This window comes from Streptomyces sp. AV19, assembly GCF_015999245.1.
Lineage (GTDB): Bacteria > Actinomycetota > Actinomycetes > Streptomycetales > Streptomycetaceae > Streptomyces.
Genome location: NZ_JAEAMR010000006.1, coordinates 150018 through 167401, shown reverse-complemented (window position 1 = coordinate 167401; position 17384 = coordinate 150018). Strand labels below are relative to the sequence as shown.

The 17384-nt window shown below is 72.5% G+C and carries 13 protein-coding genes; 5 read left to right on the top strand and 8 right to left on the bottom strand.

Features of this window, described 5'->3' with window-relative positions:
* The first annotated feature begins 1 nt into the window (after window position 1).
* Window positions 2-346, top strand: coding sequence for a DUF6355 family natural product biosynthesis protein (locus I5Q34_RS08545; protein WP_199891586.1), 345 nt, complete (start codon window positions 2-4; stop codon window positions 344-346).
* A 52-nt stretch (window positions 347-398) separates the two neighbouring features.
* Here I5Q34_RS08545 and I5Q34_RS08540 read toward each other — a convergent pair whose 3' ends face one another.
* The 7 genes from I5Q34_RS08540 to I5Q34_RS08510 all read right to left on the bottom strand — a co-directional run bounded on the left by I5Q34_RS08540 (window position 399) and on the right by I5Q34_RS08510 (window position 11074).
* A complete protein-coding gene (locus tag I5Q34_RS08540; RefSeq protein ID WP_199891585.1) occupies window positions 399-1271 on the bottom strand; it encodes a TauD/TfdA family dioxygenase in 873 nt (290 codons plus the stop codon).
* A gap of 62 nt (window positions 1272-1333) precedes the next feature.
* Window positions 1334-2029: a hypothetical protein gene (locus I5Q34_RS08535; protein WP_199891584.1), complete on the bottom strand. Its 696-nt coding sequence runs from the start codon at window positions 2027-2029 to the stop codon at window positions 1334-1336.
* A complete protein-coding gene (locus I5Q34_RS08530) occupies window positions 1992-3050 on the bottom strand; it encodes a GSCFA domain-containing protein (protein ID WP_199891583.1) in 1059 nt (352 codons plus the stop codon). Before I5Q34_RS08530 ends, I5Q34_RS08535 begins: the two co-directional genes overlap by 38 nt.
* 102 nt (window positions 3051-3152) lie before the next feature.
* Window positions 3153-7142 carry a non-ribosomal peptide synthetase gene (locus tag I5Q34_RS08525; RefSeq protein WP_199891582.1) on the bottom strand — a complete coding sequence of 1330 codons (3990 nt, stop codon included), beginning with the start codon at window positions 7140-7142 and terminating at the stop codon, window positions 3153-3155.
* Between the two features lie 573 nt (window positions 7143-7715).
* Entirely contained in the window at window positions 7716-10016 is a 2301-nt protein-coding gene (locus I5Q34_RS35750) for a trypsin-like peptidase domain-containing protein (RefSeq protein WP_199891581.1), read from the bottom strand.
* On the bottom strand, window positions 10013-10333 hold the full coding sequence (locus I5Q34_RS08515; RefSeq protein WP_199891580.1) for a trypco2 family protein: 321 nt from the start codon (window positions 10331-10333) through the stop codon (window positions 10013-10015). The genes I5Q34_RS35750 and I5Q34_RS08515 overlap by 4 nt, the downstream gene beginning before the upstream one ends.
* A 384-nt stretch (window positions 10334-10717) precedes the next feature.
* On the bottom strand, window positions 10718-11074 hold the full coding sequence (locus tag I5Q34_RS08510; protein ID WP_199891579.1) for a beta/gamma crystallin domain-containing protein: 357 nt from the start codon (window positions 11072-11074) through the stop codon (window positions 10718-10720).
* 878 nt (window positions 11075-11952) lie between these two features.
* On the opposite strand from I5Q34_RS08510, the gene proP reads away from it, so the two are divergent.
* Complete coding sequence (proP, locus tag I5Q34_RS08505; protein WP_234428656.1) at window positions 11953-13476, top strand: glycine betaine/L-proline transporter ProP; 1524 nt, start codon at window positions 11953-11955, stop codon at window positions 13474-13476.
* Window positions 13477-13674: 198 nt separating this feature from the next.
* Here the strand turns inward: proP and I5Q34_RS08500 are convergent, their stop codons facing one another.
* Window positions 13675-14334, bottom strand: a complete 660-nt coding sequence (locus I5Q34_RS08500; protein ID WP_199891577.1) for a GntR family transcriptional regulator — start codon at window positions 14332-14334, stop codon at window positions 13675-13677.
* A gap of 168 nt (window positions 14335-14502) precedes the next feature.
* Between I5Q34_RS08500 and I5Q34_RS08495 the strand changes: the two genes are divergently transcribed.
* Genes I5Q34_RS08495 through I5Q34_RS08485 form a run of 3 tightly spaced genes read left to right on the top strand, consistent with a single transcriptional unit; the run spans window position 14503 to window position 17344 of the window.
* Window positions 14503-15282, top strand: coding sequence for a (Fe-S)-binding protein (locus tag I5Q34_RS08495; RefSeq protein ID WP_199891576.1), 780 nt, complete (start codon window positions 14503-14505; stop codon window positions 15280-15282).
* Window positions 15279-16718, top strand: a complete 1440-nt coding sequence (locus tag I5Q34_RS08490; RefSeq protein ID WP_199891575.1) for a LutB/LldF family L-lactate oxidation iron-sulfur protein — start codon at window positions 15279-15281, stop codon at window positions 16716-16718. The genes I5Q34_RS08495 and I5Q34_RS08490 overlap by 4 nt, the downstream gene beginning before the upstream one ends.
* Window positions 16715-17344: a lactate utilization protein C gene (locus tag I5Q34_RS08485; RefSeq protein WP_199891574.1), complete on the top strand. Its 630-nt coding sequence runs from the start codon at window positions 16715-16717 to the stop codon at window positions 17342-17344. The genes I5Q34_RS08490 and I5Q34_RS08485 overlap by 4 nt, the downstream gene beginning before the upstream one ends.
* Window positions 17345-17384: the final 40 nt, after the last annotated feature.

Here is a 17384-nt window from a genome sequence, read left to right as displayed (position 1 = left end):
CATGAAACTCCGTGGAACCCTCACCACCGCGACGGTCCGGCTCGGCCTCGCGGCCGCCGCTCTGGCCGGTGCCCTCGCCTGCGCGACGGTCGCCCCGGCGACGGCCGCCCCCGAGCGCGTCCAGGGTTGCGGCTGGAATGAGAGCAGGGGCGGCGAACGGGCCTACTACGAGCACTGCGCCACCAACACCAACGTGTGGATCCAGGTCAAGCGGTGGCCCCGGTCCAACTACCACCGCTGCGTCGGTCCGGGCCGCACCAACCTGGATTTCGACGCCACCGGCGCCTGGTACGACAGCAATTACCGGGGCGGGCTCTGTGCCCACCCGGGCGACACCGGGCCCTGACCGGGGCGCCGGCCGCCCGTCCCCGTGGCGGGACGGGCGGCCGGCCGGGAGCTCAGGCCCGTGGCCGCGTGCCGTCGATGGCGACCCGCCGCCCGTGGCGGCTGTGCGGGTAGTAGTCCCAGATCGCGTGGTGCTGGAGGCAGCGGTTGTCCCAGAACACCAGGGTGTTCGGCTGCCAGCGCACCCGGCAGGCGAGCAGCGGCGTGCCGGCGATGTGCTGGTACAGCATCTCCAGCACGGCCTTGCTCTCGACGGGCGACAGCTGCGGGATGCGCGCGGTGTAGGGGCGGTTGACGAAGAGGAGCTTGCGGCCGGTCTCCGGGTGGCGGACGACGATCGGGTGCTCGTTCACGGGCACCTCGTACTCGGCCGGCGGGCCCTGCTCGCCCCACGGCTGGGCGCCGTCGTGGATCGCGGTGAGGCCGTCGAGGAACGTCTTCATGGCGGGCGAGAGCAACTCGTAGGCGAGGTGCATGTTGGCGAACATGGTGTCGCCGCCGCAGCCGGCCTCCGGTATGTGCGTGATGTGGAGCATCGAGCCGAGCGAGGGCTCGGCGTCGGCCGTGCCGTCGGCGTGCCAGCCGTTGCCCGCCACGTTCTTCGAGGCGGCCGAGGCGCTGATCTCCAGCACGTGCGGGTCGCTGTCGGGCGCGGCCAGCGCCACCGGGTGCAGCGGGCCGAAGTGCGCCGCGAACCGCTTGTGGTCCTCGGCGGTGATGTCCTGGTCGCGGAAGACCAGCACGTGGTGGGCGAGGAACGCGTCCTTGATCTCGGCGAGTTGACGGTCCGTCAGTTCTCGAGACAGGTCGATGCCGGAGACCTCGGCACCGAGGACCGGGGTCAGCGGGTCCAGGGTGATGGTCTCGTAGGCGGGCTTCTCGCGGGTGGTGAGCGCCTTCACGGCGTCGAGTTCGTAGTCTTCCATGACCTTTCCTCTGCTGTGCTGCGCCTCTGCTGTGCTGCGGGCGGCGGAAGGGGGTGCGGGCGTCACAGCCCGCGGTCGAGCAGGTCGGTGAGGATGATGCGGCCGAAGGCGAGGTTGCCATGGATGATGTCGTCGGTCTCGCACAGCTCGGGCCGCTGGAGCCCCGACGCGTCGGTGGTGCGGGCGCGCAGGTCCACGACTTCCACGCCCAGTTCGGCGACGGCCCGGCGGACGCTCTCCTGCGCCGCCATGAACACCTCGCGGTCCGACATGCCGGGCACCCGCTGCGGCGGCATCACCGCCAGCACCCGGAGCCCGAGGCGGCGGGCGTGGGCGTAGAAGGCCAGCGCGTCGCGGACGGCGGCGCGGACGAGCGCGTCGAAGAAGGGACCGCCGAGGAAGCCCGGCGGGAAGCCGCCGCCGCGGGTGCGGTAGATCCGCCAGTTCTCCGTCGTCGCGACGAAATGGGCGCTGAAGCCGAACGTGCACACCAGCGGCACGGTCAGCCGGTCCAGGCCCGTAACGCCCAGCTCGCCGAGGAACGACCGGTAGCGGGACTCCGCCTCCGCGCCGCGGAAGACGACGTCGTCCCCCCGCGGGTCGTAGAACCCGGCGGTGAACTCCCGTCCCGAGCCGATCGGGCCGCCCGCGAAGGGGATGCCGGCGGCCTTCGCCGCCCGGCCGACGGGACCGGCGTGGGAGTCGCCGAGCAGCAGGAACCTAGCGGGGGTTGTAGTAGTCGAGTACGGCGTCGTCACACCAGAAGTCCTCTCCGGCGGTGGGCCGGTCGTGGCGGTCGGGGGCGGTCGTGGACGGGCCGGCGGCGGCCTGGCGCCCGGCGAGCGCGCCGAAGAACCGGTCCATGACGAAGGCGACGCCCTCCGGCGTCACCGTGCGCAGGTTCGGCTCGAAGAACGCGCCCCGGAACGGGACGCCCGTCACGATCTCGTACGCCGGGAAGTAGTCGACGTACTCGTGCTCGGCGGCCAGTTGGCCGGCGACGGCCCGCAGGACCGACTTCGAGTAGGTGGTGGAGGTCAGCGCGTGGCCACCGGTGGCGGTCGCCGTGAGCGGCACCGGCGAGACGGTGAGCAGCACCCGCAGCCCGGGGTTGGCGGACCGGGCCAGCTCGACGGCGGCGGTCAGATCCCGGCGCACCTCGTCGAAGGTGAAGTTGTGGAAGACGTGCCGCCCGGGGTCGAAGGTGCCGCGCACGGTGCCCGGGCAGACGGGGTGCACCGTGCCGTCGGCGCGATCGCGCCACGCCTCGGTCAGCCCCAGCGTGAAGATCAGGCAGTCCGCCTCGGCGAGGGCCCCGCGGATCGCGGCGAGCGTCGTGGCGCGGGCGGCGAACAGCTCCTCGGCAGAGGCGTGGCCGGCCGGTTCGACCGAGGGGCGGCAGGGGTCGTGGTAGCGGCCGTCCTCGTGCCAGACCTCCTGGGGCGGCTCCTCCGCGCCCAGGGCCCAGGCGAACCACTGCCGCAGGACGGCGGCGGTGTAGACGTTGCCGGTGCGGAAGGAGAACACGCCCAAGTGGCGGTCGCGGCGCTGTTCCGGCGTCAGGCCCGGGGGAGCGGGTTCCGCGTCGCGCCAGTTCATGCCCCGGTCGCGCAGGGCGCGGCCGATGTGGCGGGCGAAGCAGGATCCGGCCGTGAGGAGGACGTCGTCCTGGCCGATGGCGAACTTCGGGGTCCACAGGCCGTCGATGTCCGCCCACGCGGGCTCGGCGACCGCGGTCCGCCAGAAGGAGCGGGGCGGGAGTGACTGGTAGGGATTCATGGGGCGGTGCTCTCGGCCTCGGTTCGTCCGTGTCGGCGGTAGGCGGTAGTAGGTCGGCGATAGTCGGTCGTCGGTCGGGGCGGTGTTGCCGAAGGGTGGCGGTCAGGCGGACGTGGACGGTGTCGGGAAGCGGGACAGCTCGGCCTCGATCAACGCGGCCACCCGGACCACCCCTTCGCCCTCCAGCACGTCCCAGTGGCCGCAGGCCAGCGGCTCGACGACCAGGTCGTCCGCGGTCCGGCGGGCCCAGAACTCCCGGAGGCGGGCCAGATGTCCGGCATCCACGCGCTCGTCGTCCGCCCCCTCGGCCTGTACCAGCACCGTGCGGGCCGTCGTCGTCGGCACCTGGTAGTCGCGCGTCGTCAGCCTGCTGTGGTTGTAGACGTGGAAGTACCGCTCGATCTGCTCGTCGTCGATGCCCGGGTACATCCCGTTGAAGCGGACGAGCTTGTCGCGGAACTCGGCCAGCTCCACGGGCTCGATCCGGGCCCGTTCGGCCGGGTCGTCGGTGCCGTGGGTGTCCAGCAGCACCACGCTCACGCCGGTGCGGCCGGCCGCCGCCAGCCTGCGGCCCATCTCGTGGGCGATCAGGCCGCCGTACGACAGCCCGGTGAGCACCAACGGCCCCTCGGGCAGCGGCTCGACGAGGCGCAGGTACTCCTCGGCCATCGCCCCGATGGACGGCAGGAGCGATTCTCCTTCGTTGAGGCCCGGCGCCTGGACGCCGGTCACACCGACCTCGCCGGGCAGCAGCCCGGCGAGCGGCAGGTAGCAGAAGGCGGTGCCGCCGGCCGGGTGGACGCAGACCACCCGCGCCTTTCCGTCGCCGGGGCGGAACTCGACGACGCTCCCGGGGCGGCGCTCCGCGGCGCCCTCGCGGACGAGACCGCCCAGCGCTTCGATCGTCGGGTGCAGCAGGACGTCACGCACCTGCAGGGGCACGCCGAACGCCTCGCGGACCGCGTGGGCCAGCTTGATGGCGGAGATCGACGTACCGCCGAGGGCGAAGAAGTCGTCCCGCACCCCGATGTCCGGGTGCAGCAGCAGCCCCCGCCATATCTGATACAGCGTCAGTTCTATGTCGTCGCGCGGACTCGCCTGGTTGACGGCGGCGGGCCCGCGGGCCGCGGCACGCTCCAGCACCGCCGCGCGGTCGAGCTTGCCGTTGGCCGTCAGCGGCAGGCGCGGGAACTCCACGAAGACCTGCGGGACCATGTAGTCCGGCAGCCGCCGGGCCAGCGCCGCCCGCCACTCCGTCGCCGGACGCGGCTCCGCGCCGTCCCGCCCCACGGCCGCCACCAGGACGGGACCGCCCCGCGCGGCACGGTCCACCAGCACCGCGGCCTCGCCGACCCCGGGCTCGGCCAGCAGTGCGGCCTCCACCTCGCCCGGCTCGATCCGGAACCCGCGCAGCTTCACCTGGTCGTCCCGGCGCCCCGCGTACTCCAGCCCGCCGTCCGACAGCCACCGGGCCAGGTCGCCGGTGCGGTACATCCGCTCGCCCGGCGCGAACGGGTCGGCCACGAACCGCGCGGCCGTCTGCCCCGGGCGGCCCAGGTAACCGCGGGCCAGGCCCGCCCCCGCCACGTACACCTCGCCCGGCACGCCCGGCGGCACCGGCCGCAGCCGCTCGTCCAGGACGTAGACACGGGTGTTGGCGATCGGCCGGCCGATCGGGCTCTGCCGCTCCAGCGGCCGGGGCGTGAGGTACGCGGTGCTGTACACCGTCGTCTCCGTCGGCCCGTAGCCGTACAGGAGCCGCAGGCCCGGCACCGCCTCGGCGAAGCGGTGCAGCGCGCCCTCGGGCAGCGACTCCACCCCCGTCAGCAACTGGCGCAGCGCCAGCCCCTTCAGCCGCTCCCCGGGCGCCTCGTCGATCCACCGGACGAAGGCCGGCGGCAGGAACGCCTGCGCCACCCGGTGCTCCCGCATCCAGTCCAGCAGCGCCGCCGGGTCGAGGCGCACCTCGTCCGGCACCGGGTACAGCACACCCCCGGTGGTCAGCGGCAGCAGCAGCTCCTGCTGGGCGACGTCGAAGCCCGTGCTCGACCACTGGGCCGCGGGCTCGCCGGGCAGCGCGCCGAACCGCGCCAGCCAGTGGTCCAGCAGGTTGACGACGCTGCCGTGCGGCACGGCCACGCCCTTGGGACGGCCGGTCGACCCGGACGTGTAGATCACGTACGCCAGGTCGGCCGGGGACACCGCGATACCGGGCGCGTCCTCGCGGCCCGCCTCGGCCTCGGCCGGGGCGAGTGCCAACCAGCCCTCGGGCGGCGCCGGTTCGCCGCTCAGCACCACGGCGGGAGCGGCGTCCTCCACCATGCCGGCCAGCCGCGCCTCAGGCAGGTCCGGATCGAGCGGCAGGCAGGCGGCACCGGCCTTGAGGACGCCCAGGGCGCCCACCGCGAGCTCCGCCGAACGCCGCACGTGCAGGCCCACCACCTGCCCGCGCCGCACCCCCCTGGCGATCAGGGCCCGGGCCAGCCGGTTGGCGCGCCGGTCCAGCTCCGCGTAGCCGAGCCGCACGGCGCCGTCCACGACGGCCGGGGCGTCCGGACGCGTACGCGCCTGCTCCTCGAAGCGCTCCACCAGACCCGCCGAACCGCCTTGCGGACAGGTGCCGTTCCACCCGGTGTCGTTCCACTCCTCCAGCACCCGGCGGCGCTCCCGCCCGTCGAGCAGCGACAGGTCCGTCACCGGACGCTCCGGATGGCGCGTCATCCACTCCAGCACCCGCCGCAGCCGGCCGACGTAGCGCTCGGCCGTCACCGCGTCGAACAGCGCCTCGGCGTAGCGCAGGCTGCCGGTCAGCCGGCCGTCCTTCTCCGCCACCATCAGCGTCAGGTCGAACGTGGCGCCGGGTGCGGGGAGTCGCATGGGCGACACCTCCGTGCCGGCCAGGTCCAGCGAACCGCCGTCCGTGTACTGCCACGCGAGCATGTTCTGGAACAGCGGGGTGTGCGCGGGGCTGCGCACCGGCTTCACCAGTTCCACCACGTGCTCGAACGGCAGGTCCTGGCGGCGCAGTCCCGACCGCGCCACCGTGCGTACCCGGTCCAGCGCCTCGGCCACCGTCGGCTCCCCCGACAGATCGACCCGCAGCGCCAGGGAGTTGACGAAGAAGCCCGCGACGCCCTCGACGTCGCCCCGCCGGCGGTTCGCGACCGGTATGCCGACCACGAGATCCCGTTGTCCCGACATCCGCGAAAGCAGCAGGGACCAGCCGGTGAGCACGGTCATGAACACACTGGCGCCGTGCCGTTCGCCGAGCGACTTCACCGCCGTCGTCAGTTCCGCGTCGAAAGCGAAGCGCACCTCACCGCCGCGGTAATCCTGTTCCGCCGGACGCGGCCGGTCCGTGGGGAGTTCCAGCAACGGCGGTGCCCCCGCGAGGGATTCCGTCCAATACGCGGCCTGCTCCGCGAACGTCCCGTCCTCCCACTCGCACTTCTGCCGCACGGCGTAATCCGCGTAGCCCGAGGGGAGCGGCGGCAGGGGATCGGGTTCTCCGCGCAGGAACGCCGCGTAAAGAGCGCCGAGTTCCCACATCAGAAGGACTTCGGTCCAGCCGTCGTAAACGGTGTGATGGAACGTCAGCAGCAGATGGTGCCGGTCCTCGCCCAGGACGAGCAGCCGGCCGCGCGCCAGCGGACCGCGGGCCAGGTCGAAGGGGGCGGCCGCCTCCTCCCGCCGGAGCCGCTCCACGTCGGTACCGGCGGTCCGCGAGAGGTCGTCCACGGACAGCGCGAACCCGGTGTCCACCGGGTCCACGTGCTGGAACACCTCGCCGTCCACGGCCGACAGCCGGGTGCGCAGCGCCTCGTGCCGGGCCGTCAGCGCGTCCAGCGCACGGGCCAGGGCGCCGCGGTCGAGAGGCCCGCGCACGTCGAAGGCGAGCGGCACGTGGTACGCCTCGCTCGCCCCCGGCAACTGGGCCAGGAACCACAGCCGCCGCTGGGCGAACGACGCCGGAACGCGGTCCCGCGCGGCGGTCTCCGGCGCGGTGCGCGCCGACGGCCCTTCGGTCGGCTCCCTCCGCGCCACGTGAGGCAGTTCGGGGCGGGGGGCGCTGGGAGTCTGCTGCGCGGGCAAGGCTGCTTCTTCTCCTCGGGGGAGGGTGGTTCTGCGTCGGACTCCGACACCCGGGCGCCCGGGGTCACCGGACGGGGAGGGGAGCCCGCCCCGGCGCGGCACCGCCTGTGGGGGCCGGCGGGAAGTGCGGGAAAGGGCGCGCCCGGTCCCGGGGGGCGCGTGGAAGGGAGGAGGGTTCCGGCGGCATCACCGGTGGACGATCCGCTGTCACGAGGCGCCTTCATGGGCGTCGTCAGGGCATGGCAATCCTCCGGGCCGAACTGGTCGCCATGGGCCGTATCGAACGCAGGACAACAGTCGCCGTGTATCGGTGTGTCTGGGCTGTACGGCGATGATTGATCACCCGATTGCGGCGTGTCAATGGTTGATTGGTGGAATGTGATCCTGCTCCCGCATCGCCCGGATCGGTTGGTAGATGGCGGGGGCAAACATCGCTTGCGGAGGGAAACGGAACGTTCGCGAAACGTGGCCGGGAGCGCGGCGGCGGAGACCTGCGGAATACCGGAGGGCAATAAGCCGGCCAATGGGGACGGCTGCTCCTCGGACGCCGTCCTTCAATCGGCCCCGAGCGCGTCAACGCCCGCGCCGACGCCTGACGGGAGGCCCGGGAGGGCCGTGGCGATCGGGATCGTCGGGCTCCCCCGGGGCAGAGAGGCCGGTGAACTGCCCGATGAAGGAACGGTACGCATGGGCACGTTCCCGCGGAGACGCGGATCGCGCGCCGTCGGCGATGTGGCGGGGGAGGCCGCCGGGGCCGGGCGGGCGTCGGGACTCGTAGTCCTGCCGCCGTCGGCGGTGATCGGCGTCCCAGTCGCGGACGACCGCCCGGGTGCGGGCGTACCGGAACAGCGTCCCCAGGGCCAGGAGGAAGACGACGGTCGCCGCGACGAAGCCGACATCGTGCAGGAGCACCCCCGTCAGGCCCACGTACCCCGGGACGGGCAGCAGCCTCGTCACGCTGCTGAACATGGCACCACTGAACATGGCACCACTGAACATGGCACCACTGAACATGGCACCACTGAACACGGCACCACTGAACACGGCCCCGCTGGACGCGACTTCGCGATCGGGCCGGAAGATCTCGCGGGGGCTCCGCAGAGGCGGGCGGTACGCGCCGCCGAGCCGCAGCACTGCCGGCACCCGGGCCACGAGGACCGTCGCGGCCAGCGCCGCCAACTGCCAGGTGAGCGTCCCGGCGTAATCGGGATACGTCCAGCCCCACACGAGCCATGGGACGCACAGAGTGACCGCGCACCAGGGCGCGAACCAGAGCGTCATGCGGGCGACCGCGCCCAGCCGGGAGACGGCCGACAGGCGCCGGGCCTCGTACGCGGCCCATCGCCGGTCGCGGTGGGCGGCGGCGGAGTCGTGGGCCTCCCGTACGCGCCGGTCCGCTCGGTCGCGGGCGGCCTGGAGGTCCTGCTCCCGTGCCTGGTGGGCGGCGACCGGCGCGCAGTCGGTGCGCAGCAGGATCCCGATCGGGGTGTCCGGACCGGGCTCCCGCGCACGGAGCCGGTCGTACCACTCGACGGCGCCCTCGGGGGGCGGCGTGACGCGGTCACGGGCCGTGCGCAGCCAGGCCGCGGCCTCGGGGCCGGGCAGCAGGGCGGCGAGCAGCAGGCCGCGCGTGGCGCTCTCCGCCGACTCGTCGCGGAACCACTGGGGAGCGGCGGGGGCCTGCGCCGCCAGGTGCAGCCAGCTCGTCCAGGCCTCGTCCCACGCCTGCTGGACGCCGTTCAGTTCGCGTAAGCGGGTGAAGCCGGCCAGCGCTTCCAGCAGACCTCCCGCGCAGAGGTCCCGGTAGAGGTCCGCGTCGGCTCCGGCGTCGTCGAAGCGGCCGTTGCGGCAGGCCTCCGAGAGCGATTCGGTGGTGACAGGCATGCCGCGCCAGACCGGTGTTCCTTCGGGTTCGAGCCAGCGCAGCAGGTGGAGCAGCTTGAGGTCGGGCGGCAGTCCGGGGTTCGTCAACCGGCGGTCGATCAGTTCCGGACGGCCCTCGACGTCGTCGGTGGCGGGATCGTCGAACTGGCGCAGCCAGGCGAGCAGGGTGCGCCAGCCCTCGGAGGGGGCGCCGGGCGTACCCATGACGTCGAAGAACCGGCGGCGGGCGGGTGTCCAGTGCTCCCGGACGGTGGCGGCGAGGTCGCGCGGGGTGGAGTGCAGGGTTCCGGACAGGGCCAGAGGGGCGCGCTGCGGAGTGCCGGCCGACAGCTCTTCCACGACGGGGGTACCGCCGCCGTGCCGGGCGAGCGCGGACACGAACCCCGGATCGCCGAGCAGGGTCCTGCCCTTGACGGCCTCAAGTCGTTGGTGGCGCCAGTTCCGCGGTGCCTCGGTGACGACGCCCAGCAGATACCCGTACGCGAACAGCGCGGCGCCCGACATGCCCTCCCACGGCGACCCGCCGTGCGCCAGCTCGGGCGACACGTCCCGGATGTCCAGCACGTACCGGCCGCGCACGAGCCCCGATCCGGGACGCAGCGCACACTCGATGTGCTCGGTGTCCAGCCGGTCGTTCTGCCGCGCGGCCCGGGGAAAACCCATGGCCTGGCAATCCGCGAGGGGATGCCCGCCCGACAGCCCGGCCCAACGCACCGGCGCCACAAGCGAAGTCGACTGCGGACCGACGAGGTCCTGCTCGGCGAGCAGGAGGGCGGCGTCGCACTCGTCGTCCTGCCGTGACCACACCACGCGGCAGCGCCGGATGCCACTGCCGCGCACGGCCACCGCCCGCGGGGCGCTCCCGCCGCTCACGACGTGGGCGGCGGTGAGGACCAGCCGGGCGGTCAGGAGATAGCCACTTCCACTACGGCCACTGAGGACGGCGACGACCCTTTCGTGCTCGGGCCCGGCCCCGTGGCCGCCGGTCACGGCGCGCCCGCTCCGGTCAGTCCGGTGGCGTCGCCCTCGTCGTCCGCCGAGATCAGCAGCGGATCGCCGGTCGCCGCCTGCCGGGGCTCAAGCGTGAGGGAGATCCGATGAGTACGGGTGCGGCTCACCGTGCCGTCGGTCTCCGCCGAGACGACGAACGCCTTGAAACCGCCGCGCGCACGGGCGTCCTTGCGCAGCTCGACGGCGAACTCGAGCTGGATCGGGCCGACTTGGAAGGACACGTCACTGCCGGCGCCCTGTGCGGCGGCGCTCATCAGCTCGTCCCGCAGAACCTGGACGGCCTGCGCCAGCTCCATGTCCCCAACCCCGGATCCCAAACCGCTTCCCCTTCCCCCCGATTGACCGCACTGCATGGGCCGACCAGAAATGAACGGCTGGCAGGCTAGCAGAGCGGCTGACGGCCGGTCAGTACTCGGTGACGATCGCTGCCCGGTCCGCTCCCGGGTACCGGAAGGGTCCGGGGCTCCGGCGGGAGGTCTGCGGTGGGGGGTAATGCTTTGTGGAGTGACGGCTCGGAAACCGGCCGATGCCGGCCGCGCCCGAAAGGCGTGGCCGGCATCAGTTGAGCCGGATGCGAGCGGATCCGCGTTACGGGAATCCGATGCCCGCCCGGGAGGCGGCGGTATCCAGGAACGGTCAATCAGTGAAGGGCCATTCCTGGACGCCGGCCCGCCGACTTGTCAGAGGATTTCGATGGCCTTGACCTTCGGCGGGCGGTTCGGGAAGGTGATCTCGTGCCACCGCTCGATTTTCACCGAATCGCCGTTGGCGTCGTAGTAGATGAGGTCGTTGTTCCCCGTGGAGATCTTGTCGACCCACCAGTTGCCGAAGTCGGTCTTCCCCTTGTTCGCGTAGCAGTCCACGCTCTGACGTCCGCCGTTGTGCGACCAGATCTTCAAGAAGTCGCTCCGCCCACCGTTACAGGCGACATGATCGATGGCGTAAGCATTGCCCGTCGGCACGCTCACGGCGAGCGCGGCGGCCGCGACGGACGCAATGGCCGCGGAACGCGCGATCTTCTTCGTCCTCGAAAACACAAGTTCCCCTTAATTCGAATGTCGAACCCGGGAGTTCACTTCGCAACCGCCGCGGGTGGCGGTTGTGTTGGACGAGCGTCTCGATAGGCCCCGCAGTGCGGCCTTCGCATCGTCTGTCTCGTGCTTGCACAACGACGATCCCGTAAAACGGGTGTACATAGCAAACTTCGCTGCGGTTCCCGGCTGGAATACACCCACCGAATGTCCAGATCGGGTCCATATGGCGCTGCTCCTGTTCACCCGTCGCCGGGCAACCCGTCACCGTCGCCGGGCAGTTGGGGAACCCGGGCGAGGGCGGCCCGGAGGGTCTCCGGCAGGTCGGGGACGGAAAGGCCGAGTTCCCGCAACCAGCGGGCCACTTGGCCGAAGTGCTCACGCAGCGGTCCCGGCCGCGTGGCGCCTCAGGCCGATCGTCGGTGAAAGCGGCGCGAACAGCGGGGCGTCGCCCAGGAACTCCGGCAGCACCTTCACGGGGGACGCGGATCCCGGAGGCCACCGGACATCGCCAGGGTGAGGATCGCCGCATCCAGGGCCTCCCCGTGCGCAGGCGCTCGGGCCGCTCCCGCTCTCCGTGAAGCCGCCGCACGGCGCCGCCGCCCTGCCGGCGGCCGGCAGCGGTTGCGGACCCGCGCCGCGTCCTGTAGAAGGGCCGGCGCCGCGAACGTCCTCCTCGATGTGGTGCCGCAAAACCCCACGTCGCGGCGGTGCTTGCGACCGGCCCGGCCGGGTACGCGCGTGCCCGGCCCGTTCCTCGGGCCATAGAAAAAGCGCCAAACCGCACATAAGGGTTGAATAGTTTTATGGCTGCCGACCGCAAGAAGCCTCCGAGGCCCGGGCGGGCCAGATCGCCGCGGGAGGGCACTCCCGCGACCGACCGGCTGGTGCGCATCGTGCTTCGCCGCCGCAAGAGTCCGCTGAGCCGCGAAGAGGTCATGGTCACCGACCGTCCCGAGGTGCGCAGGGCCGTCTCGGCGGCGGCGCTCGGCAACATGATGGAGTGGTTCGACTTCGGGGTGTACGCCTACCTGGCGGCCGTGCTCGGCAAGGTGTTCTTCCCCGACAGTTCCCCCGGCGTCCAGGTGATCTCGTCCTTCGCCACCTTCGCCGCCGCCTTCCTGGTGCGTCCGCTGGGCGGGCTGGCCTTCGGGCCGCTGGGCGACCGCATCGGGCGGCAGCGGGTCCTGGCGGCCACCATGATCATGATGGCGGTGAGCACCTTCGCCGTGGGCCTGCTGCCCGGCTACGGGACGGTCGGCCTGCTGGCGCCCGTCCTGCTGCTGGTGTGCCGTCTGGTGCAGGGCTTCTCCACCGGCGGCGAGTACGCGGGGGCCACGACCTACATCGCCGAGTACTCGCCCGACGAGCGCCGGGGCTTCCTCGGCAGCTGGCTGGACTTCGGCACCTTCGTGGGATACGCGCTGGGATCCGCGCTGGTGACCACGCTCACCGCGACCCTGGGCGAGGGCACCATGGTCGACTGGGGCTGGCGGCTGCCCTTCCTGCTGTCCGGGCCGCTCGGTCTGATCGGGCTCTACATGCGGATGCGGCTGGAGGAGACGCCCGCCTTCCGGGCCGCGGCCGCGGTCGGCATGGGCAAGGACCCCGATCAGTCACCCGGCGCCCTGGCGAAGCACGCCGAAGAGGGCCGGCAGTCCGGGCACGGGCGGCTGAAGGAGACCTTCACCCGGCACTGGCAGGCGGTGCTGATCTGCATGGGCCTGGTGGTAGTCTACAACGTGACCAGCTACCTGGTCACTTCCTATCTGCCGACCTATATGACCGAGACGCTCGGCCGGGACTCCACCACCTCGCAACTGCTGATCCTGTGCACCATGATCGTCGTGGCGCTCACGATCACCACGGTGGGCCGCTACTCCGACGTCTGGGGACGCCGGCCGGTCTTCATGGCGGGCAGCGTGGCCCTGGTGGCCCTGGCCATCCCCGCCCTGCTGCTCATCCGCGCCCAGGGGGTGGTGCTGCAGGCCGTCGGGTGCCTCATCCTGGGCCTGCTGCTGGTCTGCTTCGCGGGCACCGCCGCGTCCACCCTCCCCGCGCTGTTCCCCACCCGGCTGCGCTACGGAGCGCTCTCCGTCTCGTACAACATCTCCGTCTCGCTCTTCGGCGGCACCACCCCGCTGGTGGTCTCCGCCCTGATCGAGAACACCCACAACCAGATGATCCCGGCCTACTACTTGATGGCCGCCGGTGCCATCGGCTTCGTCTCCGCCTTCTACCTGTACGAGACGGCAGGCCGCCCGCTGCGCGGCTCCGGGCCGATGGTGGAGAGCGAGGAGGAGGCACGGGAACTCGTGGCCCGCAGCCGGGTCGAGGCCGGGCGCCGGGCCCGGGACGTCTGGATGCGGCTGCGTCATCACGGGCACCGGAACCACACGGAGCCATGAGGCCCGCCGTCCCGGCGCCGGCCCTCAACTCGCCCGAGGGACGGGCGGGTTTGCCCCTGTGGGGCGAACGGCCACACGATCGACCGCGAGGCGCGGAGCAGCAGAAGGAGGGTTCTCGTCCGGCCGCGGCACACCGCCCGCCGGCCGGGCGAACACCTCATCCGCGCCTGCCCCGGGACGGCGCCTGCCCCGGGACGGTCAGGCCGCCGGCGGCGGCAGCGTCGGCTCCCCGCCCAGGCCCGTGCGGTGCAGCACGGCCGAGATGTGGCGGGTGAGCAGTTCGCGCGCCCTCGCGCCCTCGCCCCGGCGGATGGCCTCGGTGATGGCGGCGTGCTCGCCGATGTCGTCGGCGGCGTGGCCGGGGCCCGTCGTGGAGGCGGCGGCGACGCGGATCTGCTGGTCCCACAGGCGCTCGTGGATCGCGGTGAGGGTGGGGTTGCCGCCCGCGCGCATGAGCTGGGTGTGGAAGTCGCGGGCGATGTCCAGCGCCTTCCCGGGGTCCGCGTCCCCTTCGCCGTCCGTCCGCGGCAGCGTCCCGGCGGTCTCGCGCATCGCCTCGGGGCCGCGCGCGGCCAGGGAGTCCAGGGCGAACAGTTCCATCAGCAGCCGGGCCTGGAGGACGGAGTGCGCCTCGCCCGGGGTCACGGGCACGACGAGGGCGCCGCGCTTGGGGTAGAGCCGCAGGAAGCCCTCCGCCTGGAGCCGTAGGAACGCCTCGCGGACCGGGGTGCTGGACAGGCCCAGTTCGGTGGCGACGCCGCGTTCGGAGAGCAGTTCGCCGCCCGCGTAGCGGCCGTCCAGCAGGCGCTCTCTGACGTGGGCGTATGCCCGGTCGGCGGTGGGCTTCGGGTGTGTCATGCCCTCCATTGTGCAGCCTGCGCGGGCATCCGTCCAACCTTCCGTCTATGGTTGGATCCATCATGTTGTCGCTGTTCATTCCCCGAGCCGTGGAGCCGGCCGAGGCCGTGGCGCTCCCGGATCCGGCCGACCGGCGATGCCGACCATTCCCACCGACAAGGAGGCACGATGCGCACCGCGCTCTTCGTGACCTGCATCAACGACGCGCTCTATCCCGACACCGGCCGAGCGGCGGTCATGCTGCTGCGCCGCCTCGGTGTCGAGGTGGACTTCCCGGGCAAGCAGAGCTGCTGCGGGCAGATGCACTACAACACCGGCTACCGCAAGGAGACCGCCAAGCTGGCCCGGCACTTCGTGGACGTCTTCGGGGAGTACGACGGGATCGTCGTGCCGTCCGCCTCCTGCGGAGGGCTGCCCTCCGAGGCGTACGAGATCGCCGCCGAGGCGGCCGGGGACGCCGGGCTCCTCCGGGACGTCCGCGAACTCGCCCCCAAGGTCCACGAGTTGACCTCGTACATCACCGACATCCTGGGCCGCGAGGACGTGGGAGCGTACTTCCCGCACCGGGTCACCTACCACCCCACCTGCCACAGCCTGCGCGCCACGGCGCTGGGGGAGCGGCCCTACCGGCTGCTGCGGGCCGTCAAGGGGATCGACTTCGTGGAGCTGCCGGCCCAGGAGGAGTGCTGCGGCTTCGGCGGCACCTTCTCCGTCAAGAACGGAGCCGTGTCCGGCGCGATGAACGGCGACAAGGCCCGGCACGTCCTGGAGACCGGCGCCCCCGTGCTGGCCGCAGTCGACAACTCCTGCCTGATGAACATCGGCGGCCGCCTCGCCAAGGACGGGCGCGCCGTGCGCGCCATGCACCTGATGGAGATCCTGGCCCGCACCGAGGCGGACGGACCGCTGGACGGGATTCCTGTCGCACGGAAGGGAGCCGCGCGATGAGCAAGACCTTCATGGGCTGGCCCACGTTCCCCAAGGCCGCCGAAGTGGCCGCCGCCGACGGGCAGTTGAGGACGAACGTACGCCGTGCGACGCACACCATCCGCGGCAAGCGCGCCGTCCTGGTGGACGAACGCCCGGACTGGCAGGACCTCCGGGACACCGCCGCCGCGCTCAAGGACGACGTCCTCGCGCACCTCGACACCTACCTGGAGCAGGTGGAGGAGCAGGTCACCGCCGCGGGCGGGGCCGTGCACTGGGCGGCGGACGCCGAGGAGGCCGGCCGGATCGTCACCCGTCTCGTCCGGGAGACGGGCGAGACGGAGATCGTCAAGGTCAAGTCGATGCTCACCGAGGAGATCGGCCTCGACAACGCGCTGGAGGAGGCCGGGATCAGCGCCCGCGAGACCGACCTCGCGGCGGCCATCGTGCAACTCGGCGACGACCTGCCCTCGCACGTCGTCGTCCCGGCGCTGCACCGCAACCGCAGCGAGATCCGCGACATCTTCGTACGCGAGATGGGCAAGCACGGCCGCCCCGCCCCCGAGGGGCTGACCGACGACCCGGAGGAGCTGGCCGAGGCGGCCCGGCTGCACATGCGGGAGAAGTTCCTCAAGGCGAAGGTCGCCGTCTCCGGCGCCAACTTCGTGGTCGCCGAGACCGGCACCCTGGTCGTCGTCGAGTCCGAGGGCAACGGCCGGATGTGCCTGACCCTCCCCGAGACGCTGATCTCCGTCGTCGGCATCGAGAAGGTGGTGCCCACCTGGCGCGACCTGGAGGTCTACCTCCAGATGCTGGCCCGCAGCGCCACCGGCGAACGCATGGCCCCGTACACCAGCACCTGGACCGGCACCACCGACGGGGACGGGCCGGGCACCTTCCACCTCGTCCTCGTCGACAACGGCCGCACCCGCGCGCTCGCCGACCCGGTCGGCCGGCAGGCGCTGCGCTGCATCCGCTGCGGCGCGTGCATGAACATCTGCCCCGTCTACGAGCGCACCGGCGGCCAGGCGTACGGCTCGGTCTACCCCGGCCCCATCGGCGCCATCCTCAACCCCCTCCTCAAAGGCCCCGACGACCCCCAGACCGCGTCCCTCCCTTACGCGTCCTCGCTCTGCGGCGCCTGCAACGAGGTCTGCCCCGTCAAGATCCGCTTCACCGACGTCCTGCTGAAGCTTCGCGCCGACGTCGCCGAGGGCGACGCCAGGATCAAGCACCGGGCGGAAAAGGCGGCGCTCAAGGCCGTCGAGGGCGTGATGGACCACGGCCCGCTGTGGAACGCCGCGATCAAGGCCGCCGGCACGGTCGGCGTCGCCGTGCCCAAGGGCATGAAGCTCCCCGGCCCGCTGAGCGGCTGGACCGACAGCCGCGCCCTGCCCGACATCCCCAAGGAATCCTTCCGCAGCTGGTGGAAGCGGACGGCCGGAGGCACCAAGTGAACGCACGCGAAACCGTACTGAACCGCATCCGCCGGGCCACCGCCGACCTGCCCGCGACCCGGACCGCCATCCCGCGCTCGTACCTGCGCCACGCCCCCACGGTGGCCCCGGGCGACCGGGAGGGAGCCGTCGCGCTGCTCGTCGAGCGCCTGGAGGAGTACGGGGCGGACGTGCGCCGCACCGACGGGCCCGGGCTGCCCGCCGCCGTGGCCCGCGCCCTGGAACCCGTCCGCAGCACGGTCGTCCCGGACGGCCTGCCGGAGGAGTGGCTGACCGGGTGGGACGGCGAGGTCCGCCGCGACGCACCACCCCTGCCGCACACCGAACTCTCCGCCACCGAAGCCGTCGTGACCACCTGCGCCGTCGCCATCGCCGAGTCCGGCACCCTCGTCCTGGACGGAAGCCCCGGCCAGGGCCGCCGCGCTCCGACGCTCCTGCCCGACCTCCACGTGTGCGTGGTCCGGGCGGAACAGGTCGTGTCCGCCATGCCCGAGGCGATCTCCCACCTCGACCCGCGCCGCCCCCTGACCTGGATCAGCGGCCCGTCCGCGACCGCCGACATCGAGATGATCCGCGTCCGGGGCGTGCACGGACCGCGCCGGCTCACCGTTCTCATCGCTTCCTGAAGTCGCTTCCTGAAGCACCCACTGCTGATGGGACACGTGC

What these genes read in the sequence shown, in the direction of transcription:
- I5Q34_RS08545 (WP_199891586.1), top strand. Translation starts at nt 2, where the DNA reads ATGAAACTCCGTGGAACCCTCACCACCGCGACGGTCCGGCTCGGCCTC.
- I5Q34_RS08540 (WP_199891585.1), bottom strand. Translation starts at nt 1,271, where the DNA reads ATGGAAGACTACGAACTCGACGCCGTGAAGGCGCTCACCACCCGCGAG.
- I5Q34_RS08530 (WP_199891583.1), bottom strand. Translation starts at nt 3,050, where the DNA reads ATGAATCCCTACCAGTCACTCCCGCCCCGCTCCTTCTGGCGGACCGCG.
- I5Q34_RS08515 (WP_199891580.1), bottom strand. Translation starts at nt 10,333, where the DNA reads ATGGAGCTGGCGCAGGCCGTCCAGGTTCTGCGGGACGAGCTGATGAGC.
- I5Q34_RS08500 (WP_199891577.1), bottom strand. Translation starts at nt 14,334, where the DNA reads ATGACACACCCGAAGCCCACCGCCGACCGGGCATACGCCCACGTCAGA.
- I5Q34_RS08495 (WP_199891576.1), top strand. Translation starts at nt 14,503, where the DNA reads ATGCGCACCGCGCTCTTCGTGACCTGCATCAACGACGCGCTCTATCCC.
- I5Q34_RS08490 (WP_199891575.1), top strand. Translation starts at nt 15,279, where the DNA reads ATGAGCAAGACCTTCATGGGCTGGCCCACGTTCCCCAAGGCCGCCGAA.